The following is a 25,522-nucleotide window of genomic DNA, read 5'->3' as shown; positions in this document are numbered from 1 at the left end:
CATGGACGTGACCAACGTTAATGCGGCCCTGCCGGATTTCGTGCAAATGCAAACCGTGCAAGATCAGGTATTCCACCTGATACAAAGCTGGGACATGAACGTGTTACCCGGGGCGCGTGAGCAGCTGGGTGAGCTGCGTACATTGTTGCTGGGTGTCGAACGCGCCTTCAAGGAGAGCCTGATAGGCGCTATCGTTTTGCTGGAAGACCGCGATTTCATCCCGAGCAAACTGGGGGCCGATACCCATTACCGGCTTGCCAGTGTGCTAAGCCGTTTGAGCCAGCTTCATTCACTGTTATCCAGGCAGAATCTGCGGTTGGAACTTTTCACCCTGTCTGCTTTGGTAGAGCCGTTATCGGAACTGGACAAACGAATCGTCAGCCTCCAGAGCCAGGCGTCAGCCTTCGATCAACGATTGGCCCAGTTGCGCCAGCAGCGGGCAGATATTGGCCAGGCTATCGAATTGTTCGAAAGACCGTCCGTTGCCAGCGCACTGAAAGGCTTGATCCCGAGCGATGATGAAATTGACCAGCTCATCGGGTTGATCGCGGACCCGAAGGTCGATGCCAGCCTGTTGAAGGCTGTGACTGGCAAGTTAGCCAAGCATGCTGATGCACTGGAGGGGGCCAAGACGTTCAGTGACTTGAGCAAGGTTCGCACCCGGCTTGATGCAAAAATAGAGGAAGCGCTGGGCGACCAGCGGCACCTACAGCGAGCGCTGCAAACTGCTCAGGATGAGCAGGAGGCACTCAAGGCCTTGTCCGGCCTTGAGCCGCTCAAGAACGAGTGGTTGCACGAACTGCGCAAGGTTGAACTGGAGTGGCAGGCGCAGGCTGCGAAGCTCAGCGCGACGATGGGGCTGGATGCTGCCACGGTCGCGCTGAAAGACCTCTGTGACTACCTGAAGGTCGTGCAGATGGCGTATGACCGCAGCTGATCGTGCTCAGCGGACGATAATCTTGCAGTCGAAGGTTTGCACCGGGACGACGTCTGTGGCCCACGGCTGCTGGTAGACCAGCACCAGTTGGGCGTCTCCGGTGTTGCTGGCCTGGAAGCGCCAGGTGGAAACACCGGCGCTGCCGACCACGTCTTCTTCTTCGGGGGCGCTGTACACCTCCGGGCCGAGGCTGCGCAGGATGCTTGAGGCTGGGTTTTCGACACGCCAGCGATAGCCGGTGGACGGGTTGCTGGGCAAGCTCAGGGTGAGTGCCTGGCCTACCTGCAGCCGGGTTGGGCATTCACTCTCGGCATCCAGTTCGACGGGCTGTGCGGGGTGCTGGGCGCAGGCACAAAGCAGGGCGAAGCTCAGGGGAACGAGCAGACGAGGGGCGGTCATGTTGGCTCCGGGGGCTGGCGATGGCCCGAGGATAACCGATGCTGCTGGGTTTTGTGTTGTCAGTGCCGGCCTCTTCGCGGCTGAAGCCGCGAAGAGGCCAGTGCAGGTTAGAACAGGACCTTGGCCACATCGGCAAAGCGCTTGGCGAAGTGAACCGTCAGGCCTTCGCGCAAATAGTCCGGCAGTTCTTCGAAGTCCCCTCGGTTAGGCTCTGGCAAGATCAGCTCGAAGATTTTCTGCCGCCGCGCCGCAATCACCTTCTCGCGCACACCACCAATCGGTAGCACCTGGCCGGTGAGAGTCAGCTCGCCGGTCATGGCCACGCCTTTTTTCGGCGCCTGGTCGCGGGCCAGCGACAGCAGGGCACTTGCCATGGTGATGCCAGCGCTCGGGCCATCTTTGGGCGTAGCCCCTTCAGGTACATGCAGGTGGATGAACGCTTCGTTGAAGAAGCCTGGGTCACCGCCAAATTGCTTGAGGTTGGAGCTGACATAGCTGTAGGCAATTTCGGCCGACTCCTTCATCACGTCACCCAGCTTGCCCGTCAGCTTGAAGCCACGGTTGAGGGTGTGAATGCGGGTCGCCTCGATTGGCAGCGTGGCGCCGCCCATGCTGGTCCAGGCCAGGCCCGTGATCACGCCTTTGCCAGCCAGTACCTGCTCGCTACGGAACACCGGCGTGCCGAGCGCGGCCTCCAGGTCCTTGGTGCCGATCTTCAGTTTGGCTTCAGGGTCTTCCAGCAATTTGACCACGGCCTTGCGCACCAGCTTGCCCAGTTGCTTCTCCAGCTGGCGCACGCCGGCTTCGCGGGCGTAGCCTTCGATCACCATACGCAGGGCGCTGTCGCTGATGCTGAGGCTGGTCTTGGCCACGCCGGCCTTTTCCAGCTGCTTGGGCCACAGGTGGCGTTTGGCAATGGCCAGTTTTTCCTCGGTGATATAGCCGGACAGGCGGATCACTTCCATGCGGTCGAGCAGTGGGCCGGGGATCGAGTCGAGGGTGTTGGCAGTGCACACGAACAGCACCTTGGACAGGTCCAGGCGCAGGTCGAGGTAGTGGTCGAGGAAATCGACGTTCTGCTCCGGGTCGAGGGTTTCCAGCAGCGCTGAAGCCGGGTCGCCCTGGTAGCTCTGGCCCATCTTGTCGATTTCGTCGAGCATGATCACCGGGTTCATCACTTCGACGTCTTTCAGGGCTTGCACCAGCTTGCCGGGCTGGGCGCCGATGTAGGTGCGGCGATGGCCCTTGATCTCGGCCTCGTCACGCATGCCGCCAACGCTGAAACGGTAGAACGGCCGGCCAAGCGACTCGGCGATGGACTTGCCGATGCTGGTCTTGCCCACCCCGGGCGGGCCGACCAGCAGCACGATCGAGCCGCTGATCTCGCCTTTCCAGGCCCCCACGGCGAGGAACTCGAGGATGCGTTCCTTGATGTCGTCGAGGCCGGCATGGTACTGGTCGAGGACCTTGCGCGCATGCTTGAGGTCGAGCTTGTCCTTGCCGTAAACACCCCACGGCAGGGCGGTGGCCCATTCGAGGTAGTTGCGTGTAACAGCGTACTCGGGCGAGCCGGTTTCAAGAATGGCCAGCTTGCCCATCTCTTCGTCGATGCGCTTGCGTGCCTGGGGTGGCAAGGTCTTGCCTTCCAGGCGCTGCTCGAACTGTTCGAGGTCGGCACTGCGGTCGTCCTTCGTCAAACCCAGCTCTTGCTGGATGACCTTGAGCTGTTCCTTGAGGAAGAACTCGCGCTGGTGTTCGCCGATCTGCCGGTTGACCTCGGCCGAGATCTCGTTCTGTAGGCGCGCGACTTCCACCTCTTTGCGCAGCATCGGCAGCACCTTTTCCATGCGTTTGAGCATGGGTACGCAGTCGAGCACTTCCTGCAACTGGTTGCCGGTAGCCGAGGTGAGCGCGGCGGCGAAATCGGTGAGCGGCGACGGGTCGTTGGGGCTGAAGCGATTGAGGTAGTTCTTCAGCTCTTCGCTGTACAGCGGGTTGAGCGGCAGCAGCTCTTTGATCGCGTTGATCAACGCCATGCCGTAGGCCTTGACCTCGTCGGTGGGCTCGGCGGGCTGGCGCGGGTATTCGACTTCAACCAGGTAGGGCGGGCGGTGGTGCTTGAGCCAGGTGCGGATGCGTACCCGGGTCAGGCCCTGGGCAACGAACTGCAGCTTGCCGTTCTCACGGCTGGCATGGTGCACCTTGACCAGCGTGCCGTACTGCGGCAACGCGGCGGTGTCGAAGTGGCGGTGGTCTTCTGGCGGGGTGTCCATGAAGAACAGTGCCAGGCAGTGGTCGGGCGACTTGGCCACCAGGTCGAGGGTTTCGGCCCAAGGTTCTTCGTTGACGATGACCGGCAGTACCTGGGCCGGGAAGAACGGGCGGTTGTGGATCGGGATCACATAGACCTTGTCCGGCAGCTGCTGGCCGGGCAGGGCGAGGGCATGGCCAGTTTCGGCCTGCGTGGTGGTGTGTTCGACTTCGCTGTGTTCGTCGGGGTGTTCCGGGAAATCCTGCTGGTCGCTCATGGGGCACCTGCGTGAATGACTATGGTGCTTAGATGGGGCAGAGGGGGATGGGTTTCAAGCTTCAAGTTTCAAGCTTCAAGCTGCAAGAAAAAAGCGGGACCGCATTGGCCCCGCTTTTTTCTTGCAGCTTGAAGCTTATGACTTGCAGCTTATTCAGCCAATTTGTAAGCGATGATGTAATCGCCCATTTTGGTGCCCAGCGAACCATGGCCGCCGGCAGTCACCAGCACGTACTGCTTGCCATCCTTGCCGGTGTAGGTCATCGGCGTGGCCTGGCCACCTGCTGGCAGGCGCGCGCTCCACAGTTCCTTGCCGTTGTTCACGTCATAGGCGCGCAGGTACTGGTCGAGGGTGCCGCTGAGGAAGCCGACGCCACCCGCGGTCACGATCGAGCCGCCCATGCTCGGCACGCCAACCGGCAGGCCGATCGGGACCGGGGTGCTGTCGCGGGTGGTACCGTTTTTGTGCTTCCACACCACCTTGTTGGTGAACAGGTCGATAGCGGCAACGTAGCCCCAGGCCGGGGCCTGGCACGGTACGCCCAGTGGCGACATGAACGGGTGCATGGTCACGGCGTACGGTGCGCCGGTGTTCGGCTGCACACCGCTGGTCTCGCTTTCGCGTTTGCTGCCTTCGGCAACTTGCTCACGCGGGACCATCTTCGACACGAAGGCCATGTAGTTGGGCGAGGTGAACAGCAGCTGGCGCACTGGGTCAACCGACACGCTGCCCCAGTTGAACACGCCGACGTTGCCTGGGTAGATCAGCGAGCCCTGCTCGGACGGCGGGGTGTACTGGCCTTCGTAGCGCAGCTCGCGGAACTGGATGCGGCACAGCATCTGGTCGAACGGCGTGGCGCCCCACATGGCCTGTTCGGTCAGCTCAGGGCCAAGCAGGTTGAGGTCGGAGCGCGCCTGGGTCGGCGAGGTGTGGTCGCCCTTCACCGCGCCTTGCGGGGTAGGGATTTCGCGAATCGGTACGATCGGCGTGCCGTCTCGGCGGTCGAGCACATACAGGCTGCCTTGCTTGGTCGGTACGATGATTGCCGGTTTCACCCCATCGTCGGTCTTCAGGTGCACCAGGGTCGGCTGGCTGCCAACGTCCATGTCCCACAGGTCGTGGTGGGTGAACTGGTAGTTCCAGCGGGCTTTGCCGGTGGCCAGGTCAAGCGCGACCACGCCGGCGCTGTACTTCTCGGCGCCCGGTGTGCGGTCGGCACCCCACTGGTCCGGGGTCTGGTTGCCCAGCGGCAGGTAGATCATGCCAAGGTCTTCATCGACGCTGGCGATCGACCACATGTTGGCCGAGTTGCGGCTGTACTGCTTGCCGGGGGCCAATGGCTTGGTGTCGTCCGGGTTGTTGCTGTCCCAGTTCCATACCAGGTGGCCGTCGTGCACGTCGTAGGCGCGGATCACGCCGGACGGCTCGTTGGTCGACTCGTTGTCGGTCACGTGGCCGCCGATGATCACCAGGTCACGGGTGACTGCAGCAGGCGAGGTGGAGTAGTAGCCGCCGGCGGTGAACGGGCCGATGCCGGTGGTGAGGTCGATCACGCCCTGGTTGGCGAAGCCTTCGCACACCTTGCCGTTGTCGGCGTTGATGGCGATCAGGCGGGCATCCGCGGTAGGCAGGTAGAGGCGGCGCGGGCAGGCCTGGGCCACGGCCTGGCCTGCATCGGTGATTTTCGGTGCCGGGCTGCCGTCGCGGCTGACGTAGCGGTTTTCGTCATAGTACGAAACGCCACGGCAGGTCATGTGGGCAAAGCCCTTGAAGGTGCCGACCGGGCTTTTGACCTGAGGGTCGTAGCGCCAGATTTCGGCGCCGGTGTCCGGGTCCAGGGCCAGCAGGCGGCTGTGCGCGGTGCAGGCATAGAGCATGCCGTTGACCTTCAGCGGGGTGTTCTGGTTGGTCAACTCCACCGGGTCGTTCTCGGTCGGCAGGTCACCGGTACGAATACGCCAGGCTTCTTCCAGGCGGTAGGCGTTCTGCGGGGTGATCTGGCGCAGTGGCGAGTAGCGGTCGCCATGTTCGGTACGGCCGTAGGCCTGCCATTCGCCGTCGGGCATGGCCGGGGCGGCACTGGCCATTTCGCTGCTTTCGCGGCCCAGTTCGCCGAACACTTCACCGGGGTGGGTGAACTGGCTGGCGATCGCGCAAGCGCCGGATGCGACCACGGCAACGCTCAGCAGCGCAGTGTTGGCTTTGCTGGCCGGGCCGATCAGCGGGCGACGTGCCCATGGCAGCAGCAGCACCAAGCCGATGGCGAACCAGATGGCCAGGCGTGGCACCAGTTGCCACCAGTCCAGGCCCACTTCGAGCAGGGCCCAGACGGTGCTGGCCAGCAGCACCACGCCATACAGGCCCAGGGCGATACGGCGCTGAGCCAGCAGCAGGATGCCCGACAGGGCAAAGCCGATACCGGCGATCAGGTAGTACAGCGATCCACCCAGCTGGCTCAGCTTGATGCCGCCGGCCAGCAGGGCCAGGCCCATCAGCAACAGCAGCGCGCCCATCAGGCGCGGTAGCCAGCGGCTTCCATTGTTGGCACTTTCAGTGCTCATCGTAGGTTCTCCGTCAGGTCAAAAAGGGGTTAGAAACTGCTCTGGATCTTCAGGCCGCCGACCAGGGCGCCATCGACCTGCGACACCCCGCCCGGGTGGCGGATGTACTGCAGGTTGGGGCGAACCGTGAGCCAGTCGGCCAAATGAATGCCGTAGTACAGCTCGGCGCTGTATTCGGTGTCCTGCACGGGCAGGAAACCGGGGTTGTCGTAGTCATCGAGGCCGGCGGCCTGGTTGGCCAGGCAGGCGTTCTTGCGGTAGGCAGGGTTGACGTGCACGCGGGCCAGGGCGAAGCCGATGTCGTCCTTGGCGCGGGCGTCGAAAGGCCCTTTGTATACCAGTCCTGCCTGCACATAGTTGTCGATGGCATTGGTCTTCTTGTCATGCACCGTGGCGTTGGCGAACAGGCTCAGGCCACGCGACTGGTCGGAGGCCAGCGAAGTCACCTGCTGCTGGGCGCCGAGCCACATGCCGTGTTTGCTGGAACTGCTGCGGTAGGCGGCGCCGCTCAGGGCTGCCGGCTGGCCGTTACTGTCCTTCAGAACATCCTGTGCCTTGGCATTACTGTAGTAGTAGCCGGCGCGATATTCCCCTTTCAGGCCTTGGATACGTGGGGTCCATACCAGTTCGACTGGCATTACCGCGCCCTGGGTGCCGCTGCCGCTGAGCTTGAAGCCGTTGCCGGATTCGAGGTTGGAAGGGTTCTGCTCGAACACGCCGACCTGCGCGTACAGCTCCGGGTTCAGGTTGTAGCGCACGCGCAGGGCCCACTGGCTGACCGGCCAGTTGTACCAGATACCGCCCACCCAGTTGCCCACCTGCGAGCCGCAGAAGGCCAGGTTCTGGAAGTCGCAGGGGAAGCTGTTGAAGTCCTCGCCTTCGCCGAAGCGGCCGAATTTCACATCCAGTGCGCCGTCGAAGTACTTCTGCTTGATCCACATCTGCGTCAGCCGCCAGGTTTCGCCACGGCCCCAGACTTCCTGGGCCGAGGTGAAGCCGCCGACGCGAGGGTCGTTGATGCGGTCGTTGCTGATGTTGTCGCCGTGGCGTTCGGTGATGGTCAGCTGGAACTCGGTGTCATGCCAGCCCAGGATCTTTTCCAGGTCGAGGTGGCTGCCAAAGGTGAACTGGTCGCTGTAGCGCGCCGTGCGGTCGTGGTCGTAGCCCCCGTGCAGGTTGCTGCCCATCTCGCCGGTGTAGCCGAGGGTGAAGTCGTAGCCTTTTTCCAGCAATTCGCTGCGTTTGCCGCCCCAGTCGCCGAGCATCCAGGGGGAGTCGTTGGCGAACATTTCGCTGGCACTGGCGGGTGTCGCCAAGGCACTGAGGGCAAGGCCGATGTAACAGGGTTTGGGCAGTTGAAACATGAGATAGCGCTATCTTTTGATTATTGAAAAAACCGGCAAGCGCATCGAAGGGCGGGGCCTTCAATGGATATGGCGACAAGAGGGTTGCGATGAAGCGTTTCAGCTTGCGGCGAGGAGGATATAGGGGAAGTTGTAAGAAAAAAAGACAAAATGTCGCAGGGCATTATTGTTTGTCTGGTAACAATGGTCTGTAGGGGGCGCAAAGCGCCCCCGCGATTTCAGAAGGTAGTACGCAGGCCGACTTCCACACTGCGTCCTGGCGCCGGGGCAATGTCGCGCAGAATAGAGCTGGCATAACGCACGGTCTGGTCGGTCAGGTTTTCACCGCGCACAAACGCCAGCCACTGGCTCTGGCCAACCTCGAAGCGGTAGCCAACGCTCGCCCCCAGTGTGGTGTAGCCATCGGTGCTGGTTTCGTTGGCCGGCTTGCGGTGTTGCGATGCCGCATGGTGCACATCGACCCGTGCCTGCCAGCGGTCCAGTTCCCAGACCAGCCCGCTGTTCAGGCGCAGCGGGGCGATGCGTGGCAGCGGCTCGCCACTGTCGAGGTTCTTGGCCCGGGTGTAGTCGCCGGAGAGTTCCAGCGCGAAGCTGCCGTAACGGTTCTCGGCCAGTTGCCAGCGGTCCTGGGCTTCGATGCCATAGAAGCGCGCACGCACGCCCTGGTACTGGTACTCCGGGAAGCCGTCGTGGTCATGATCGTGGTCATGGTCATCCTCGCCATGGTCGTGGTCATGCCCACCTTCGCGGGTGTTGCCAGTGCCGATCAATCCGATGTAGTTGCGGAAGTGGCTGTAGAACACCCCGACACTGCCTTTGTGCGTGCCATTATCGAAGCGTAGTGCCAGGTCGGTGGAAATGGCCTTTTCCTTGTTCAGGCTGGCATCGCCAACTTCAAAGGCGCCAGTGGCCACGTGTGCGCCATTGGCATACAGCTCGTAGAAGGTCGGGGCGCGTTCGGTGTAGCCGAGGTTGGCGGCCAGCGACCAGATCGGGTCAAGCTGGTACACCGCACCTGACGACAGGCTGAAAGCGTTGAAGCTGCTGGCGCTGTCGGCATCGACGAAGTTTTCGTTGCCTTTGGCGTCTGGGTCTACCCGGGTGTGCTCCATGCGTGCACCCAGGCTCAGGTTCAGGCGCTCTGTGGCCTGCCACTGTTCTAGCATGAACAGCGCCAGGCTGTCGGTATCGGTGTGCGGGACAAAGGCTTCTTCGCCCAGGGCAGAGAACGCGTTGCGGCTGACCTGGGCGCCAATCACCCCTTCCACCGGCCCGAGCGGTTGGTGGCGGGCTTCGATGCGTGCTTCGTAGCCTTTGTTCTTGAAGGTGGTGTGCACCTCGCCTTCTTCAATCTCCCTGTGTTCGTAGTCGGTGTAGCCGGCATCGACCTTGACCGAGCTGAACGGGCCGTCGAGGTCGCGCAGTTCGGAGGCGAAGGCGTAGTGGTCCTGCTTCATGTCCAGGCGCACGCCGGATTCGGCCACCGAGCCGTAGTTGCTGTCATAGCCGCTGTAGGACAGGCCAGCGTAGCCGTGATCCCAATGGTACGCGCCACCGACCGCACCGCCATCCTGGCGACCGTCGCTGTTTTCCAGGCGGTGCTTGCTGCCGGGCTCGTCAGCGTCACGTACCTTGGAACTGCGGGCATAGCCGGGGATGCGCAGGTCGTTGAACTGGCGACTGTTGGCATCCAGGTGTAGGGCAAAGGCACCGTTGCCGGCCTCCAGCTTGCCAGCGCTGCTGCGGGTGGTGTCGGCGCCGCCGTAGCGCAGCTCACCGGCACCGTGAATGCCCTCGATGGGCGTATCCGGGATGCGGTTGTCGAAGGTGTTGACCACACCGCCGATGGCGTTACCGCCGTACAGCAGGGCGGCAGGGCCACGGACGATCTCGACACGGTCGACGGTGACCGGGTCCAGCGGCACGGCATGGTCGTAGGACAGCGACGAGGCATCCAGCGCGCCGACGCCATTGCGCAGTATACGAATGCGGTCGCCGTCCAGGCCACGAATCACCGGGCGGCTGGCGCCCGGCCCGAACCAGGTGGAGGCGACACCGGGCTGTTTGTTCAGGGTTTCACCGAGGCTGCCGTGCTGTTGCTGCAACAGGTTGTCGCCTTCAAGCACGGTGCTGGGAGCGGCCAGCTGGCGATTGCCCAGCGGGTTGGCGGTGATGACCTGGGGTTCGAGTTCCACGGCCTGGCTGGGCGATGCAGCCAGCCAGAGCGCGACGGCAAGTGGGGAGAGGCGAAGCGGTGAGTACAGCATGGGGATGGGGCGTTCCTTGGCAGAGGCTTCTGTAATGTTACAACATAACATATGCATTTCAGCACAGAGGTTTTGCCCATGGCCAGCGGTTTTTCTGTCGAGTCGACTGATCCCACCCACCACTACACTCGTGTAAGGTGCGCATCTTTCCTACGGAGCACAGCATGAGCACGGCCCAACACAACGCGCTACACGGCAAGACCCTTGAGCAGATCCTTACCGAGCTGGTGGCGCACTACCAATGGCAGGGCCTGGCCGAACGCATCGATGTGCGCTGCTTCAAGAGCAACCCGACCATCAAGTCGAGCCTGACCTTCTTGCGCAAAACACCGTGGGCGCGGGAAAAGGTCGAGCAGTTGTATGTGAAGCTGCAGCGCCAGGCCTGACATGGCACAGCGTCCATGGCTGAGCGGTATGGCTGTACTGGGCTGGTTCGGTCTGACTGTGCAGGTGTACCTGGTGCTGGTGGCGCGCTGGCAGGAACAGGCCAGCCTGATTGGCGGCCTGATCAACGTGTTCGGGTACTTCACCGTGCTGAGCAATACCTTGGTGGCGACGGTGCTCAGTTATGCAGCGTTTGGGCGGGAAGGGCGTGCCAAGCGTTTTTTCCTGTCTCCTTCGGTGAGTTCAGCCATTGCTGCCAGCATCCTGCTGGTTGCGTTGGCCTATAGCCTGTTGTTGCGCCATTTGTGGCAGCCGCAAGGCTGGCAGTGGCTGGCGGATGAACTGCTGCACGACGTGATGCCGGTGCTGTATGCCTTGTATTGGTGGTGCGAGGTGCGCAAGGGCACGTTGCGGCTATGGCACCTGGCGGTCTGGGCGATATACCCGGCGGTGTACTTTGCCTATGCGCTGTGGCGGGGGAGCGAGATTGGCGTGTATGCCTATCCGTTCATCGATGTGGCGAGCCTGGGGTATGGGCAGGTGATGCTCAATGCCTTGGGCGTGTTGGCGGGGTTCTGGGGGATTGGTCTCGTTTTGCTGGGGCTGGATCTGTGGCGTGGGAGGTACAAGTTTGCTTAGCCTGTCCCGGCCTCTTCGCGGGCTGCCCGCGAAGAGGCCGGACCTGGAAACGACAGTTTATTCGTCGTCCGCAGTCCCGTCAGCACGCCAGTAGGCCGCAGCCTTCAGCGCATCTTCCGGCACCCCTTTTTCCAGCAGCAGCGCCTTGGCCTGGCGGGTCAGGGCTTTTTCCAGCGCCACCCAGCCATACAACCGGCCTTGCGGCAAGGTCAGGTTCTTCACCAGTGCCAGCAAATCTTCCTGCTGGCGGCGCACCCAGATCACTTCAACCTGAGCCTTGCTCGGCAGTGGCTGGCGCTCCTGCTCATCTTCGATCTGAATCACCGCCAGCACCTGGCGGCCCGCTGGCAACGCTTCCAGCCGACGGCCAATTGCCGGAATGGCCGTTTCGTCACCAATCAGCAAATAGCTGTCGAAAATGTCCGGCACCACCATTGAGGCCCGTGGCCCGGCGATATGCAGGGTTTGCCCCGGCGCGGCCTGCGCAGCCCAGGTGGAGGCAGGGCCGTCACCGTGCAGCACAAAGTCGATATCCAGCTCATTGGCCACCAAGTCGATACGCCGTGGTGTGTACTCGCGCATGGTGGGCCGTGCACCACCGTCACGCCCCAGATTACGGGCCTCGATAGCCTGCTGTTGTTCTGGCGTTTCGGCGAATAGCAGCTTGATATGGTCGTCGCTGCCCACGCTGGTGAAGCCTTGCAGCTCGGTACCACCCAGGGTGATGCGGCGCATGCGCGGGGTGAGGTCGGTGACCCGCAGTACCTGCAGGCGGCGTTGGCGGATCTCGTGATTGACGCGGTGGATGGTGTCACTCATGGGGGGGCTCCCTGACAGGTTCGGCCGGCCCGGAGGCAATGGCCTTGGCGGTATGGTTGAGCAGGTCGCGAACCCGTTCGATTTCTTCCGGTGTCCAGCGGCCGCTGTGCATGTGCAGTGCGTGGCGCAGGTTGCCGACCGCTTCGTGAATTTCTGGCGGGCGGTCATGGCCGCGCAGGGCGCGTTTGCTGACTTCGATGCGCATACGCACGCCATCCAGCGCGACAGCTTGCTCGGCCAGCGCATGGCGGCCGGCATCGGTAATGGCGTAGAGGCGTTTGCTGCCCTGTATCTGGCCGCTGATCAGCTCGGCTTCTTCAAGGAAGTTCAGCGTGGGGTAGATCACCCCGGGGCTTGGGCTGTAGCTGCCGTCGAACAGGTTTTCGATCTGGCGGATCAGGTCGTAACCGTGGCCGGGCTGTTGGGCCAGCAGGTCGAGCATCAATAGCTTGAGGTCTCCGGGGGCGAAAACGCGTGGGCCGCGCTCGCCACGGCCAGGGCGCCGTTCGAAGGGATCATGGGGGGTGTGTTCGCGCATGGGGACAGGGCTCCGTCGTTTGCGATATATCGTAAGATATTACTCAAGATATATCTAAAGACAAGCCCTTTAATGCCAATGATTATCATCTATTCATTCGATACGTTCCCAGCTGCGGGTGTGTGCACGGCAACCTGCGGCGGTTTGCATTCATTCGGATTGCCCGGCTGCAGGTACGGCATGAGGATCGGGGCCATGCCCTTAAGCACCTGCACCGGCAGCGCCGAGGTGAATTTGAACGCCTCTGCCGAGCGCCCCGGGACGAAGGCGGTGAGGGTGCCGAAGTGGTTGTCGCCCAGGAAGAACACGAAAGTGGCGGTACGGTTCAGCGAGCGCGAGCCAATCAACCGGCCGCCGGCGCCGAAGCTTTCGATGCGGTTGTCACCGGTACCGGTCTTGCCACCCATCACCAGTGGCGTGCCGTCCTGCAGCTTGAAACTGCCGGAAATACGCCGTGCGGTACCTGCGTCTACCACTTGCGACATGGCGCCTTTCAGGGCACGCGCGACTTCAACCGGCAGAATCCGCACACCCCGGTCAGGGTCGGTGATCAGCTTGGTTTCGTAAGGTGTATTGGCCGCAAAGTGCAGGGTATCGATACGCAAGGTTGGCAGGCGAACGCCGTCGTTCTGGATGATGCCGACCAGTTCGGAAAGGGCAGCAGGGCGGTCGCCCGAGCTGCCGATGGCAGTGGCCAGCGAAGGCACCAGGTGGTCGAATGGATAGCCCACGCGTTTCCAGCGTTGGTGGATGTCGAGGAAGGCTTCGATCTCGACCATGGTGCGGATGCGGCTGTCGCGGGCGCCTTGGTGGCGGCTCTTGAACAACCAGCCGTACACCTCCTGGCGCTCGAAGCGGCTGGCGTTGACCATCTCGGTCAGGGTCGAGCTGGGGTTCTTCAGCAAGTAGCCGAGCAGCCACAGGTCGAGCGGGTGGACTTTGGCGATGTAGCCTTGATCAGGCAGGTCGTACTTGCCTGGGCCATAGGCGTCGTACATTTCCGACAGGCGACCGTCGGTCAGCTTGCCCAAGGCAATCTTGTCGCCCTTGAGGTGGGCACGGACGAAGGCATTGAAGGTTTCCTGGCCGGCTTCGGGGAACAGGTAGCGGTGCACTGCCGCCAGCCGCTGCGGCGTTACGCGCATGCTGTCGAGGAAGGTGTCCAGGCGCTGCTGCGAGGTCTTGCGTTGGTATTTCTTCCAGAAGCGCATCAGGTAATTGGTACCTTCCTTGTCCGCGAAGCGGGCCAGGTATTCCTGGCGGCGCGGGTCGGCGTCGTCCTTTAGCAGCGGCACGCGGTTGTACGGCTGCTGGTAGGTCACGTAGCGCACCAGGTCGCGCATCAGGCGGATGAACGGCAGGTTGATCGATTCGCGCAGGGCATCCTTGAGCGTCGGGTTGCGGTTGTTGTCTTCCTTGCGGAAGTTGTTGAACACGTGCATGCCGCCACCGGTGAAGAAGGCTTCACCGGTGTTGGCGGAATACTTGCGCTCCAGCGCCGCATCAAGCATGGCATCCAGGCTCTGGTTCTTGCTGTTTTGTGCAAGCCACTCCAGCGACCACTGGGTAATGCGGTCGAGTTCGGCGACTTCGACCTTTTTCAACTCGGCGGCGGGTTTGCCCGCGTACTTGTCGTGCAGCTCGGCGATGATTTCCAGGTAGGTGGTCAGCACCCGCAGCTTGGCAGTCGAGCCCAGCTCCAGCTTGCTGCCTTCGTTGATATCGAAAGGCTGGTTGGTGCTGTCGGTCTGCACCCGCACCCGTGAGCCGTCGCCGGTGCGCTCGAACAGGGTAAAGCTGTAGCTCACCTGGTCGGTGGTCTTGCTGGTCAGCAGTCGCTCGCCGATCAGGCCGATCTGCGCTGCGAATTCGGGGTCGGCAAGGTTCTTCAGGTACTGGCTCACTTGCAACTGCAAATCTGCCTGCAAGGTGCTGGTGGCCGACAGGTCGAGGCGGTCGAGGTCGTACAAAGGGCGGTTGAGCATGGCGGCCAGGCGGTTGCGTGCCAGGCTGATGCCCTTGTTGGTCACAATCGGCACGATGGTCGGCTGCGCGACCCAGTCGCGGTACACCGCCTTGCTGGCCAGTGCGGCATCGGCCAAGGGCTGTTCGATCACCTTATTGGCGGCCAGCACGCGGATGTGCGAATCGGTGAGTTCTGCCAGCTCGCCCCGGCCCTTGGACAGGTAATGCGAGGGGCGGCGCTGGGCAATCATCAGTGACAGCACCTGGCGCAGGGCCAGGCCGCGTGCGGCCATGCTCTCGGGGTCGCTGGCCGTGGAAGTCAGGGCCTGGTTGACCTGGTCGAAGTCGGCGCCGTACCACACCCGCAGGCCTTCGGCCATGCCATGCACTTCGCCATGCCCCGGTACAGCCGAGAGAGGCACGCTGTTGAGGTAGTCACGCACGATACGCTGACGAGCCGCAGTCGTGTCAGGGCCGCCTTGGTAGGCGCGCACGCTGGCGGAAATCATCTGGCGGATTTTCTCGGCCCCCGAGACCGTCAGGCCGTCTGGTGAGTGGCGGTACTTTTCCAGCTGCGTGGCCAAGGTACTCCCGCCAGCGGACTGGCCGGGCAACGCCAGGTGCTTGGCCACCTGGCTGTAGGCTGCCTTGGCAAAGCGTGGCCAGTCCACGGCCGGGTTGTTGCGCGGGTCCTGGGTGTCGAGCAGGTCGCGGTTTTCGATGAACAGCAGGCTGTTGACCATCACCGGCGGGATCGCCGCAAAATCAGGGTACAGGTGCTGCGGGTAGTTGTACTGGTACAGCGTGTCGCCACGGCAGTCAGTGATCGACAGGCCGGCCTGGATTTTCTCGATGTAGGGCACGAACAGCCCGTGATCGACGTAGTTCATCAACGCTGGCGAGAACTTCACCTGCTCGCTGATCAGGTAGTCGCGCTTGAGCAGCCGTGGCAGGAACTCGCCCAACGCGCTGTAGCCCAGGCGTTTGTCGAACGGCCCTTCACCCGGGTACACGATGGCATCGCTCGGGCCTGGCTGCAGCGAATAGGTCAGCGTGCCGGCCAGTTTGCTGAACTCTCGCGATTGCAGCTCGGACGTGCGGAATTCGTCATACGCCGCAAAGCCGATGGCAACCAGCGCCACCAGCAGGATAAGGATGATCAGCCGCCACCATAGCCGACGCTGACGGGGTGACTTGGGTTGTGGCGTCTCGGCCGGAGGTATCTCGGGTGCTTCCGTTCTGGTTGGTTCCGATTGCCACAGTGCGCCCATAGTCTTCTATCCGGCCAGGTATTTTCGTCTTGCTTGTCTGAAGCTTAGACGTTGAGCGGGTGGGGTGAAAAATTTGTAGGAAGGGAAGAAAGACGAGGTAGGGCTATGCGGCTTTGGTGTGGGTTTCTTCGTACCGGGATGTTGCTATGGTGCCCGCGCGATCGTGATGAGTGCGACGCGATCCCGGGGTTCTCGCCAAATTTCTGCACATATACAGTGAAAACCCCTACAACGCTCTTCCTATACTGCTCGCCCCCTTCGACCTGCCGGGCGCTCTATTCCGGCATACGGGCCGGCCCACAAGGCCAGCCTGGCAAGCCAACGCCACGCCTATCGGCATGGCGGGTGCTGCACGAAGGTCAAATCCAATAACAAAATGAGGTTGTATTGCTATGCCAGTCGGCAACCACCCTGCCCACGGCCCTGCCACTGAAGGCGGCCCGCTCAAGCGTGAACTGGGCGAACGGCACATCCGTCTGATGGCGCTGGGCGCCTGTATCGGCGTCGGTCTTTTCCTGGGTTCGGCCAAGGCCATCGAAATGGCCGGCCCTGCGATCATGCTGTCCTACATCATCGGTGGCCTGGCCATCCTTGTGATCATGCGCGCCCTTGGCGAAATGGCCGTGCACAACCCTGTCGCCGGCTCCTTCAGCCGTTATGCCCAGGACTACCTGGGCCCGCTGGCGGGCTTCCTCACCGGTTGGAACTACTGGTTCCTGTGGCTGGTGACCTGCGTTGCCGAAATTACCGCAGTGGCCATCTACATGGGCATCTGGTTCCCCGACGTACCCCGCTGGATCTGGGCCCTGGCGGCGCTGAGCAGCATGGGCGCGGTCAACCTGGTAGCGGTGAAGGCCTTCGGTGAATTCGAGTTCTGGTTCGCCCTGATCAAGATCGTCACCATCATCGCCATGGTCCTGGGCGGTATCGGCATCATTGCCTTTGGTTTTGGCAATGACGGTGTGGCTATGGGCATTTCCAACCTGTGGAGCAACGGTGGCTTCATGCCCAATGGCGTGACCGGCGTGCTGATGTCGCTGCAGATGGTGATGTTCGCTTACCTGGGCGTGGAAATGATCGGCCTGACCGCCGGCGAAGCACGTAACCCGCAAAAGACCATCCCGCAGGCCATCGGCTCGGTGTTCTGGCGGATCCTGCTGTTCTACGTGGGTGCGTTGTTCGTGATCCTGTCGATCTACCCGTGGAACGAGATCGGCAGCCAGGGCAGCCCGTTCGTGATGACCTTCGAGCGCCTTGGTATCAAGACTGCGGCCGGCATCATCAACTTCGTGGTCATCACAGCGGCACTGTCGTCGTGCAATGGCGGCATCTTCAGCACCGGGCGCATGCTCTACAGCTTGGCGCAGAACGGCCAGGCGCCAGCGGCCTTCGCCCGTACTTCGAAGAATGGCGTACCGCGCAATGCGCTGCTGCTGTCGATCGGCGCGCTGTTGCTGGGTGTACTGGCCAACTACCTGGTGCCGGAGAAGGTCTTTGTATGGGTCACCTCGATCGCAACCTTCGGTGCGATCTGGACCTGGGTGATGATTCTGCTCGCACAGCTCAAGTTCCGCGCAGGCCTTACCACTGCCGAGCGCAAGGCACTGAAGTACCGCATGTGGCTGTGGCCGCTGAGCTCCTACTTGGCGCTGGCGTTCCTGGTGCTGGTGGTTGGCTTGATGGCGTACTTCGAGGATACCCGCGTGGCCCTGTACATCGGCCCGGCGTTCCTGGTGCTGTTGACGGTGCTGTATTACGCGTTCCGTCTGGCGCCGAAAGAAGTTCAAGGTGTAGCAAATACCGCGTCCTGACCTGAAATAGCCGGGGCTGCACAGCAGCCCCGGGGCTTTCCTCAGGCAGCTACTTCACTGTGCGGTTCAAAACTGTCCGCCCGCGCCAGTTGCCACATGCGTGAATAGAACTGCCCGTTCACCTCGCCCGTCAGCAACTCCCCCGGCTTCAAGAACACATGCATCTGCGAGAACAGCTTGATCTCGGTGGCCGAGATGCGCCGCACCAGGTGCTTGGCCTCCAGTTGCGCAGGGTGCTCCAACCCTGCCGCGGCAAGCATTTCAGCCAGGGCACGCAAGGTGTTGTGATGGAAGTTCAGCACCCGTTGGGCCTTGTCCGGCACCACCAGCGCACGCTGGCGTAGTGGGTCTTGTGTCGCCACCCCAGTCGGGCACTTGTTGGTGTGGCAGCTCTGCGACTGAATGCAACCGATGGCAAACATGAAGCCGCGCGCCGAGTTTGCCCAGTCAGCGCCAATCGCCAGTACGCTGGCGATGTCGAAGGCGCTGACAATCTTGCCGCTGGCCCCGAGCTTGATCTTGTCGCGCAGGTTCAGGCCCACCAGGGTGTTGTGCACGAACAGCAGCCCTTCGCGCAGCGGCACACCGATATGGTCGGTGAATTCCACCGGCGCCGCGCCGGTGCCGCCTTCCTTGCCATCGACAACAATGAAGTCGGGCAGGATGCCGGTTTCCAGCATGGCTTTGGCGATGCCCATGAACTCCCAGGGGTGGCCCAGGCAGAATTTGAAACCGACGGGCTTGCCCCCGGACAATTCACGCAGCTGTGCGATGAACTGCATCATCTCGATTGGCGTAGAGAAAGCGCTGTGGCGCGACGGCGAGATGCAGTCCTCACCCATCAGCACGCCACGGGTCTCGGCGATTTCCTGGGTGACCTTGTGTTTGGGCAGGATGCCGCCATGGCCGGGTTTGGCGCCCTGGCTCATCTTGATCTCGATCATGCGCACCTGCGGGCTGCGCGCCTGGGCGGCGAAGCGTTCGGGGTCGAAGCGCCCGTCTGGCGTGCGGCAACCGAAGTAGCCACTGCCCAGTTCCCAGACTAGGTCGCCACCGTGCTCGCGGTGGTAAGGGCTGATGCTGCCCTCGCCGGTGTCATGGTGGAAATTACCCAGCTTGGCACCCTGGTTGAGGGCGCGGATGGCGTTGGCACTGAGCGAGCCAAAGCTCATTGCTGAAATGTTGAAAATCGATGCCGAGTACGGCTGGCTGCACTGCGGCCCGCCGACAATGACGCGGAAGCTGGACGGGTCGGCCAGTGGCGCCGGGCGCATGGAGTGGCCGATGAACTCGAAGCCGGACTCGTACACGTCAATCAGGGTGCCGAACGGCTTGTCCGAGGCCTCGTTCTTCGCCCGGGCATACACCAGCGAACGCTGGGCGCGGGAGAACGGCAAGGCGTCGCTGTCCGATTCCAGCAGGTACTGGCGAATTTCCGGGCGAATGGCTTCGACCAGGTAGCGGATGTTGCCCAGGATCGGGTAGTTGCGGCGCACCGCATGGCGTTGCTGCAGCAGGTCGAATACGCCGATCAGGCTGAGGATGCCAGTGGTCAGGGTGAACGGCCACAGCCATTCGTGGTGGGTGAAGGGCAGGCTCGCCAGGGTGAACAGCACACAGGCGGCGAAGAAGGCATAGCGACTGAGAAGTGACAGGCTCATACGGGGTCCTTACGATGGCGCGGTCAGGCTCAGGGCCTGGGGCAAACCCCGACCATAGCCAAGTTGCGGGGCGCTGCAAATTAAAATCGGGGTAGCGAAAATCATTCTCGAGTCGAGGGCATGACCACAGCCGGAACACATGCCCTGTGGGAGCAGCGGTCTTCTTGTGGCGCTGGCCTTGTCAGGCCAATGATCCTCATGGGATCCTCCCCGGCCATTGTTTCCAGCGAGCCCTCCCATGCCCAACATCATCCGCATCGCCGCTGCCCTGCTGATCGACCCCCAGGGCCGTACCTTGCTGGTGCGCAAGCGCGGCACCGAGGCCTTCATGCAGCCAGGTGGCAAGATCGATGCCGGCGAATCACCGGTGCAGGCGCTGGTGCGTGAGCTGTATGAAGAGCTGGGGCTGAGCATCAACGCGGACCAAGCCGTGCACCTGGGCCGGTTCAGTGCACCGGCCGCGAACGAACCAGGTTTCGAGGTGCAAGCCGAACTGTTCCGTGTCGACAGCGCCGCGCCGGTAACGCCGGCTGCGGAGATCGACGAGGTGGTGTGGCTGGCCGCCGATCAAGCACCAGCCCTAACGCTGGCGCCTTTGACCCGGGACCTGATACTGCCGCTGTACCGCCAGGCAGTCAGCGCACCGCGCTGACGCCATCAAGCGTGGCGAACGAGGTATCTTTGGCGGTCAACAGGAAGTCGCGCATGTACGGCGCATCGAGCATGTCGGTGCGCACGGCAGCATAAAGGGTGGCGAACAGGCCTTTTTCACCCAGGCGCTTGCCCTTCACATAGCCGCGTGAGCTGTACTCGTGCAGCGCCCAGTGCGGCATGCCGCAGACCCCACGGCCGCTGGCCACCAGTTGCATCATCATCACCGTCAGTTCCGAGGTGCGCACCGCAGCCGGCTCGATGTCGGCCGGTTCCAGGAAGCGGGTGAAAATGTCCAGGCGGTCGCGCTCCACCGGGTAGGTGATCAGCGTCTGGTCGAGCAAGTCTTGCGGCACGATGTAGGATTTGCTGGCCAGCGCGTGCTGGTTGGCCACGGCCAGCATCGCTTCGTACGTGAACAGCGGTACATACGTGATACCTGCCAGGTCCACCGGGTCGGAAGTCACTACCAGGTCGAGGTCGCCGCGTGCCAGGGCCGGCAGCGGGGCGAAGGCAAAGCCGGAGGCCAGGTCCAGCTCCACTTCCGGCCAGGCATCGCGGAACTGGTCGATGGTCGGCATCAGCCACTGGAAGCAGCTGTGGCATTCGATGGCCATGTGCAGGCGTCCGGCGGTGCCACCGGCCAGGCGCGCAATGTCGCGCTCGGCGCCGCGCAGCAGGGGCAGGGTGGCATCAGCCAGTTGCAGCAGGCGCAGCCCGGCACTGGTGAAGCGGATCGGCTTGGTTTTGCGCACGAACAGCGGCAGGCCCATGCGTTCTTCCAGCTCCTTGAACTGATGCGACAGCGCCGACTGGGTCAGGTGCAGGCGCTCGGCGGCTTCCACCAGGCTGTCGGCTTCGCGCAGGGCATGAAGGGTTTTCAGGTGACGGATCTCCAACACAGCTGACTCCGGGGTGTAGGATTGAAGAAACAGGGAATGAGTTGAGTTTCTCTCATGTTGCCGTGCCTGTCGACTGGGCGTTCAGCCGCACCGTCTGGCGGGAGTCATGAAACTGTCACCGAACTGTGGCAGCGCGCCCGAACAGAATTCATCAGACTCGCGCTCTACTGGGTATCTGCATTCTGGTGTTTCTTTCATGCGGGCTTATTGGCTTTTTCTTATCTTCCTTTTCAGCGTACCTGCCAGCTTCGCCGGACAGCGTTGTGACGCCCGTGTACCGGTGCAGCGCGCCGAGCTGGGCGCGGTCAGCCTGGTGTACCAGAGCGTGGGCGCGCCGCGTGATCCGGCCTTGCTACTGGTCATGGGCCTGGGCGGGCAACTGATCCACTGGCCGGACGATGTGGTCGAGGCATTGTGCCGCCAAGGTTTCAGGGTTATTCGCTACGACAACCGCGATGTGGGGCTGTCACGCTGGAACCAGATGCCGCCGTCGGCCAACCTGACGGTGGAGCTGCTGCGTTACAAGCTGGGCCTGCCAGTGGCGGCGCCTTATACGCTGACCGACATGGCAGACGATGGCTTACGCCTGATGGACGCCTTGGGGGTGCGCCAGTTTCATGTGCTGGGCGTGAGCATGGGCGGCATGATCGCCCAGCACCTGGCGGCCATGGCTCCCGAGCGCGTGCGCAGCCTGACGTTGGTCATGTCCAGCTCAGGCGCGGCGGGGCTGCCAGCGCCGGATCCGGCGCTGGTGCAGTTACTGGCCCGGCGCAGCGCGCCCAGCCGCGAGGTGGCCATCGAGCAGCAGGCAGACTTGTTGGCGGCGTTGGGCAGCCCTGAGGTGCGGGACGACCGTGCCGTGTTGCTGCACCAGGCAGCGGTGGCCTACGACCGGGCGTTCAACCCGGACGGGGCCAAGCGCCAGATCATGGCGATTCTGGCCGAGCCAAGCCGCGTCGAGCTATTGAACCAGTTGAGGGTGCCGACCCTGGTGGTGCACGGCACGGCTGACCCGTTGCTGCCGGTGATGCATGGCGTGCACCTGGCGGCGCATATACAAGGCAGCCAGCTGCGCTTGATACCAGGGCTGGCGCATCGCTTCCAGGAGCCGTTCAAGGCACCGCTGCTGGGGGCTGTGTTGCCTTATCTGCAAGCGCATCGGCAGGACGTGACGCATATTGCCGGGCTTTGAACTGCTATGCGTCAGCCGGCCTGTTTCAGTGCATCCGCACCCACAAGGTCACCAGCACGGTCGCGGCCATCAGCCAGGCCACCGTGGCCAGTGCCAGCGATGCCTCCAGGCGCAGGCGGTCAACCAGTACATACAAGGTTGCCAGGTACACGAAATACGGAATGATCGACCACATGCCGAACAGGATGGTGGTCTTCAGGTCGGTAATGCTGCGCCCCTTGCCAACAATGTAATGGGCAATCAGGGCAAAGGTGGGGAACAGCGGCACCAGCCCGGCGATGTAGTAGTTACGCGTCTTTGACAGCACCGCTAGCAGCAGTACCACGCCAGCGCCCAGGGCCGCTTTGAATACCAGGTCCACGTTGTTATTCCCGTTTGGGTTGAGGTCATCCGAGGCCGTATTTCTTCACTTTGTCGAACAACGTGGTCTTGGCCATGCCCAGCTCCTGGCTGGCCTGGCTCAGGTTGCCCCCGGTGCGTTGCAGGGCATCGCTGAGCAGGTTGCGTTCAAACGCCTCCACCGCCTCGGCAAAGCCCAAACCCTGGCTGGCGCCGCTGCTGGGGCCTTTCTTGAACGCCGGCAGGCCAAGCGCATAGCGTTCGGCCACGTTGCGCAATTCGCGCACATTGCCTGGCCAATCGTGGGCCATCAGGCGCGACAAAGTCTGGCTGTCCAGCGTCGGGGGTTCTCGGTCAAAGCGCAGGGCCGACTGCTGCAGGAAGTGTTCGAACAGTTGCAGGATGTCTTCGCGGCGTTCGCGCAGTGGCGGCAGCTCCAGGGTGACCACGTTCAGCCGGTAATACAGGTCGCTGCGGAACTGGCCGCTCTGGCCCAGGCTGTCGAGGTCGGCCTTGGTCGCGGCAATTACCCGGCAATCCACCGGGATGCTCTGGTTAGAGCCCAATCGTTCCAGGGTACGTTCCTGCAGCACGCGCAGCAGCTTGATTTGCAGGTTGATCGGCATGCTCTCCACTTCGTCGAGGAACAGCGTGCCGCCGTTGGCGTGCTCGATCTTGCCGATGCGGCGTTTGCCGGCGCCGGTGAAGGCGTTGGCCTCATGGCCAAAAATCTCGCTTTCGAACAGGTTTTCCGGCAAGCCGCCACAGTTCAGCGCCACGAACGGTTGGCTCTGGCGGCGGCTGAAATCGTGCAGGCAGCGTGCGACCAGCTCTTTCCCAGTGCCGGTTTCGCCTTCGATCAGCACGTTGGCTGAGGTATCGGCGACGTTGGCGATCAGTTCGCGCAAGTGCTCCATTGCGGGGGAACGGCCAATGATGCGGCCCTCAAGGCTGCTCTGCTCGGCCAGTTGGCGGCGTAGGGCCACCACTTCTCGCGACAGCCCGCGTTGCTCCAGTGCGCGGCGCACCACATCGACCAGGCGCTCGGGGGAAAACGGTTTTTCCATGAAGTCGTAGGCGCCGTTACGCATGGCGCCGACGGCCATGTCGATATCGCCATGGCCGGTGATCAACACCACCGGCAGGCTCCGATCACGGGCCTTCAGGCGGTTGAGCAGTTCCAGGCCGTCCATGCCCGGCAGGCGGATGTCACTGACGACAATCCCGGCGAAATCGTCGCCGATGCGTTCCAGCGCCTGCTCGGCGCTGCCCACGCCTTCGCAGGCGATATCTTCCAGCGCCAGCGCCTGCTGGCAGCCGAGCAGCACATGCGGATCGTCTTCGACGATCAGGACGGTAAGAGGCGCTTGGTTCATGGGTGCTCTGCCGATTCGCTAGGGGGAGAAACCAGGGGTAGGGCCAGGACGAAGGCCGTGCCGCCAGTGGCGGGGTGCTCGACGTTGAGGCTGCCCTTGGCGGCGGCGGCAAGGCTCGCCGACAAGGTCAGGCCCAGGCCCAGGCCATGTTCGCCCGGTTTGGTGGTAAAGAAAGGTTCGAACAGGTGCTTGCGCGCCTCGGCATCGATGCCGTGGCCATTGTCGCGCACCTGCAAGCGGTACTTGTCGCCCTGCAGTTCGCCTTCCAGCCATAGCTCGGGCAGTGGTTGCGCGGCCATGGCATCAAGCGCGTTGCCGATCAGGTTGACCAGAATCTGTTCGAGACGCGTCTGGTCGATAGCCAGTTGCTGGTCGTCGAACTGGTGGTGCAGCTGCAAATGGCAGGCGCTGATGCGGTTGGCCAATACTTGCAAGGTGGCTTCCACTGCCTTGGCCAGCGAGGCCTGGCCGCTGTCATCGCCGCGCCGGGCGAAGGAGCGCAGGCTCGCAGTAATACGGCCCATGCGGTCGATCAGGTCGTTCATGGTGCGCAGGTTGGTGCTGGCGGTTTCCAGTGCCCCACGTTCGAGGAAACGCACCGTGTTGCCAGACAAGGTGCGCAACGCGGCCAGCGGCTGGTTCAGCTCATGGGCGATACTGGTGGACATTTGCCCGATGGCCGCCAGCTTACCGGCCTGCACCAACTCATCCTGGGCGTGGCGCAAGGTTTGCTCGGCATGCCGGCGCTCGCGAATTTGCCCCTTCAGGCGTTCGTTGCTGGCGCGCAGGTCGGCGGTGCGCTCGGCAATCCGCCGCTCCAGCTGGCTATTCGCTTCCTCAAGGGCTTCACGGGCTGCCAGGCGGGTGGCGATGACCTTGCGTCGTTCGTTCCAGGCGATGCCGAGGATCGCCAGCAAGGCGAACGCCACGCCCACCAGAATGCCCTGCACCATGGACTCGCGACGCAGGTCCTGCAGCGGGGTCAGCAGGGTGAAATGCCAGGGTGTATCCACCAGGCGACGGGTCTGTGCCAGGTAGGCAACCTCGTGAGGTTTGCCTTTTGCGGTTTCGCTGTTGGCCGGGAAGGTCAGTTTTTCCACGCCATCGGCCAGGGTTTCCCGGGCCAGTGGCTGCAACTCGTTCAGCGGCCACCAGTAGTATTGCAGGCTGCGCGCCAGGCGCTCCTTGATTTGCGGGGTCAGCGGGCGCACCGACTTCAGGCGTCTGGCCGGGTCGCTGGAAAGGATGATGATGCCGTTCTCGTCACTGACGAACGCCTCCAGACGGGCACGTTGCCAGCGCTCCTCAAGCGTGTCCAGGCGCACCTTGATCACGGCCACGCCAATGATCTTGCCGTGCTCCTCCAGGCCATGAGCCAGGTAGTAGCCAGCCTCGCCAGTGGTGCTGCCGATGCCATAGAAACGCCCAGGCTCACCGCGCACGGCTGTCTGGAAGTAGGCGCGGAACGACAGGTCTTCACCCAGGAACGAGTCGGCGTCGCGCCAGTTGCTGGTGGCCTGTACCCGGCCATTGGTATCGAGAACGAAGATGGCCCGGCTGCGGCTGCGCCGATTCAGGCCCTCAAGGTATTCGTTTACCGTTTGCCGTGAGCCGCCGTCCGGGTCGGTGAGCAGGTGCGAGACGCTGTCTTCCAGCTCCAGCAGGCTCGGCAGGTAGGTGTACTTGCTGATTTCGCTTTCGACCGCGCGCGCGTGCAGCTCCAGCTGGCGCTCACCGTTTTCGCTGAGGGTGCGAATGCCGTTGCTTTCGCTGATCAGGTAGCCAGCCATTCCCAGGCCGACCATCAGCAGGATGATCAAGGGCGGCAGCAGCAATTGACGGAGCAGGCGGGAATTCACGGCAGGCTTGGCAGGGAGAAGAAGCGAAGGGTCGCATTTCATCACAGTGGCCTTGTCAC

Annotated in this window: 19 protein-coding genes; 6 read left to right on the top strand and 13 right to left on the bottom strand. The window is 62.7% G+C overall.

Going from position 1 to position 25,522, the window contains the following annotated elements:
• Position 1 precedes the first annotated feature (1 nt).
• Positions 2–937: an alpha-xenorhabdolysin family binary toxin subunit B gene (locus ACF8R4_RS05375; RefSeq protein ID WP_104833336.1), complete on the top strand. Its 936-nt coding sequence runs from the start codon at positions 2–4 to the stop codon at positions 935–937.
• A gap of 6 nt (positions 938–943) precedes the next feature.
• Here ACF8R4_RS05375 and ACF8R4_RS05370 read toward each other — a convergent pair whose 3' ends face one another.
• From ACF8R4_RS05370 to ACF8R4_RS05350, 5 genes are all read right to left on the bottom strand, one after another.
• Positions 944–1,336 (bottom strand): protease inhibitor I42 family protein, encoded by a 393-nt coding sequence (locus ACF8R4_RS05370; protein WP_392491839.1) that lies wholly within the window; start codon positions 1,334–1,336, stop codon positions 944–946.
• A 107-nt stretch (positions 1,337–1,443) separates the two neighbouring features.
• The gene (gene lon, locus ACF8R4_RS05365) at positions 1,444–3,864 is read right to left on the bottom strand and encodes an endopeptidase La (protein WP_119368939.1); all 2,421 of its coding nucleotides are present in this window, start codon (positions 3,862–3,864) and stop codon (positions 1,444–1,446) included.
• Between the two features lie 149 nt (positions 3,865–4,013).
• A complete protein-coding gene (locus tag ACF8R4_RS05360) occupies positions 4,014–6,425 on the bottom strand; it encodes a glucose/quinate/shikimate family membrane-bound PQQ-dependent dehydrogenase (protein WP_392491837.1) in 2,412 nt (803 codons plus the stop codon).
• Between the two features lie 29 nt (positions 6,426–6,454).
• Positions 6,455–7,789, bottom strand: coding sequence for a carbohydrate porin (locus ACF8R4_RS05355; protein WP_392491836.1), 1,335 nt, complete (start codon positions 7,787–7,789; stop codon positions 6,455–6,457).
• A 218-nt stretch (positions 7,790–8,007) separates the two neighbouring features.
• Positions 8,008–10,056 carry a TonB-dependent receptor gene (locus tag ACF8R4_RS05350; RefSeq protein ID WP_060497911.1) on the bottom strand — a complete coding sequence of 683 codons (2,049 nt, stop codon included), beginning with the start codon at positions 10,054–10,056 and terminating at the stop codon, positions 8,008–8,010.
• 164 nt (positions 10,057–10,220) lie between these two features.
• On the opposite strand from ACF8R4_RS05350, the gene ACF8R4_RS05345 reads away from it, so the two are divergent.
• Together ACF8R4_RS05345 and ACF8R4_RS05340 are read left to right on the top strand one after the other, a co-directional pair.
• A complete protein-coding gene (locus ACF8R4_RS05345) occupies positions 10,221–10,442 on the top strand; it encodes a VF530 family DNA-binding protein (protein ID WP_003252112.1) in 222 nt (73 codons plus the stop codon).
• 1 nt (position 10,443) lies between these two features.
• Positions 10,444–11,079, top strand: coding sequence for a Pr6Pr family membrane protein (locus tag ACF8R4_RS05340; protein ID WP_060497910.1), 636 nt, complete (start codon positions 10,444–10,446; stop codon positions 11,077–11,079).
• Positions 11,080–11,136: 57 nt separating this feature from the next.
• On the opposite strand, the gene ACF8R4_RS05335 is transcribed toward ACF8R4_RS05340, so the two are convergent.
• From ACF8R4_RS05335 to ACF8R4_RS05325, 3 genes are all read right to left on the bottom strand, one after another.
• Positions 11,137–11,898: a siderophore-interacting protein gene (locus tag ACF8R4_RS05335; protein ID WP_060497909.1), complete on the bottom strand. Its 762-nt coding sequence runs from the start codon at positions 11,896–11,898 to the stop codon at positions 11,137–11,139.
• Positions 11,891–12,436, bottom strand: a complete 546-nt coding sequence (locus tag ACF8R4_RS05330; protein WP_060497908.1) for a PadR family transcriptional regulator — start codon at positions 12,434–12,436, stop codon at positions 11,891–11,893. Before ACF8R4_RS05330 ends, ACF8R4_RS05335 begins: the two co-directional genes overlap by 8 nt.
• Positions 12,437–12,525: 89 nt before the next feature.
• On the bottom strand, positions 12,526–15,672 hold the full coding sequence (locus tag ACF8R4_RS05325) for a transglycosylase domain-containing protein (RefSeq protein WP_060497907.1): 3,147 nt from the start codon (positions 15,670–15,672) through the stop codon (positions 12,526–12,528).
• 392 nt (positions 15,673–16,064) lie between these two features.
• Between ACF8R4_RS05325 and ACF8R4_RS05320 the strand changes: the two genes are divergently transcribed.
• Positions 16,065–17,483: an amino acid permease gene (locus tag ACF8R4_RS05320; RefSeq protein ID WP_060497906.1), complete on the top strand. Its 1,419-nt coding sequence runs from the start codon at positions 16,065–16,067 to the stop codon at positions 17,481–17,483.
• Between the two features lie 41 nt (positions 17,484–17,524).
• Here the strand turns inward: ACF8R4_RS05320 and ACF8R4_RS05315 are convergent, their stop codons facing one another.
• Entirely contained in the window at positions 17,525–19,144 is a 1,620-nt protein-coding gene (locus tag ACF8R4_RS05315; protein WP_016713720.1) for an FMN-binding glutamate synthase family protein, read from the bottom strand.
• A gap of 238 nt (positions 19,145–19,382) precedes the next feature.
• Here ACF8R4_RS05315 and ACF8R4_RS05310 point away from each other — a divergent pair, with 238 nt between their 5' ends.
• Positions 19,383–19,796 (top strand): NUDIX domain-containing protein, encoded by a 414-nt coding sequence (locus ACF8R4_RS05310; RefSeq protein WP_104833330.1) that lies wholly within the window; start codon positions 19,383–19,385, stop codon positions 19,794–19,796.
• On the opposite strand, the gene metR is transcribed toward ACF8R4_RS05310, so the two are convergent.
• Positions 19,780–20,697 carry a transcriptional regulator MetR gene (metR, locus tag ACF8R4_RS05305; protein ID WP_392491831.1) on the bottom strand — a complete coding sequence of 306 codons (918 nt, stop codon included), beginning with the start codon at positions 20,695–20,697 and terminating at the stop codon, positions 19,780–19,782. The two genes, ACF8R4_RS05310 and metR, sit on opposite strands and share 17 nt — an antisense overlap.
• Positions 20,698–20,893: 196 nt before the next feature.
• On the opposite strand from metR, the gene ACF8R4_RS05300 reads away from it, so the two are divergent.
• Positions 20,894–21,889 (top strand): alpha/beta fold hydrolase, encoded by a 996-nt coding sequence (locus ACF8R4_RS05300; protein ID WP_156867759.1) that lies wholly within the window; start codon positions 20,894–20,896, stop codon positions 21,887–21,889.
• 25 nt (positions 21,890–21,914) lie between these two features.
• Here ACF8R4_RS05300 and ACF8R4_RS05295 read toward each other — a convergent pair whose 3' ends face one another.
• From ACF8R4_RS05295 to ACF8R4_RS05285, 3 genes are read right to left on the bottom strand one after another with little or no spacing between them, the layout of a single operon-like run.
• Positions 21,915–22,250, bottom strand: coding sequence for a GlpM family protein (locus tag ACF8R4_RS05295; protein ID WP_104833329.1), 336 nt, complete (start codon positions 22,248–22,250; stop codon positions 21,915–21,917).
• 25 nt (positions 22,251–22,275) lie between these two features.
• Positions 22,276–23,604: a sigma-54 dependent transcriptional regulator gene (locus tag ACF8R4_RS05290; RefSeq protein ID WP_060497901.1), complete on the bottom strand. Its 1,329-nt coding sequence runs from the start codon at positions 23,602–23,604 to the stop codon at positions 22,276–22,278.
• Positions 23,601–25,505, bottom strand: coding sequence for an ATP-binding protein (locus ACF8R4_RS05285; RefSeq protein ID WP_060497900.1), 1,905 nt, complete (start codon positions 25,503–25,505; stop codon positions 23,601–23,603). Before ACF8R4_RS05285 ends, ACF8R4_RS05290 begins: the two co-directional genes overlap by 4 nt.
• Positions 25,506–25,522: the final 17 nt, after the last annotated feature.

Origin of the sequence: Pseudomonas sp. FYR_2, assembly GCF_043106425.1 — a bacterium.
Classification (GTDB): domain Bacteria; phylum Pseudomonadota; class Gammaproteobacteria; order Pseudomonadales; family Pseudomonadaceae; genus Aquipseudomonas; species Aquipseudomonas monteilii.
Note: the sequence above shows the minus strand (reverse complement) of the source record. Positions and strands in the feature narration are given on the sequence as shown.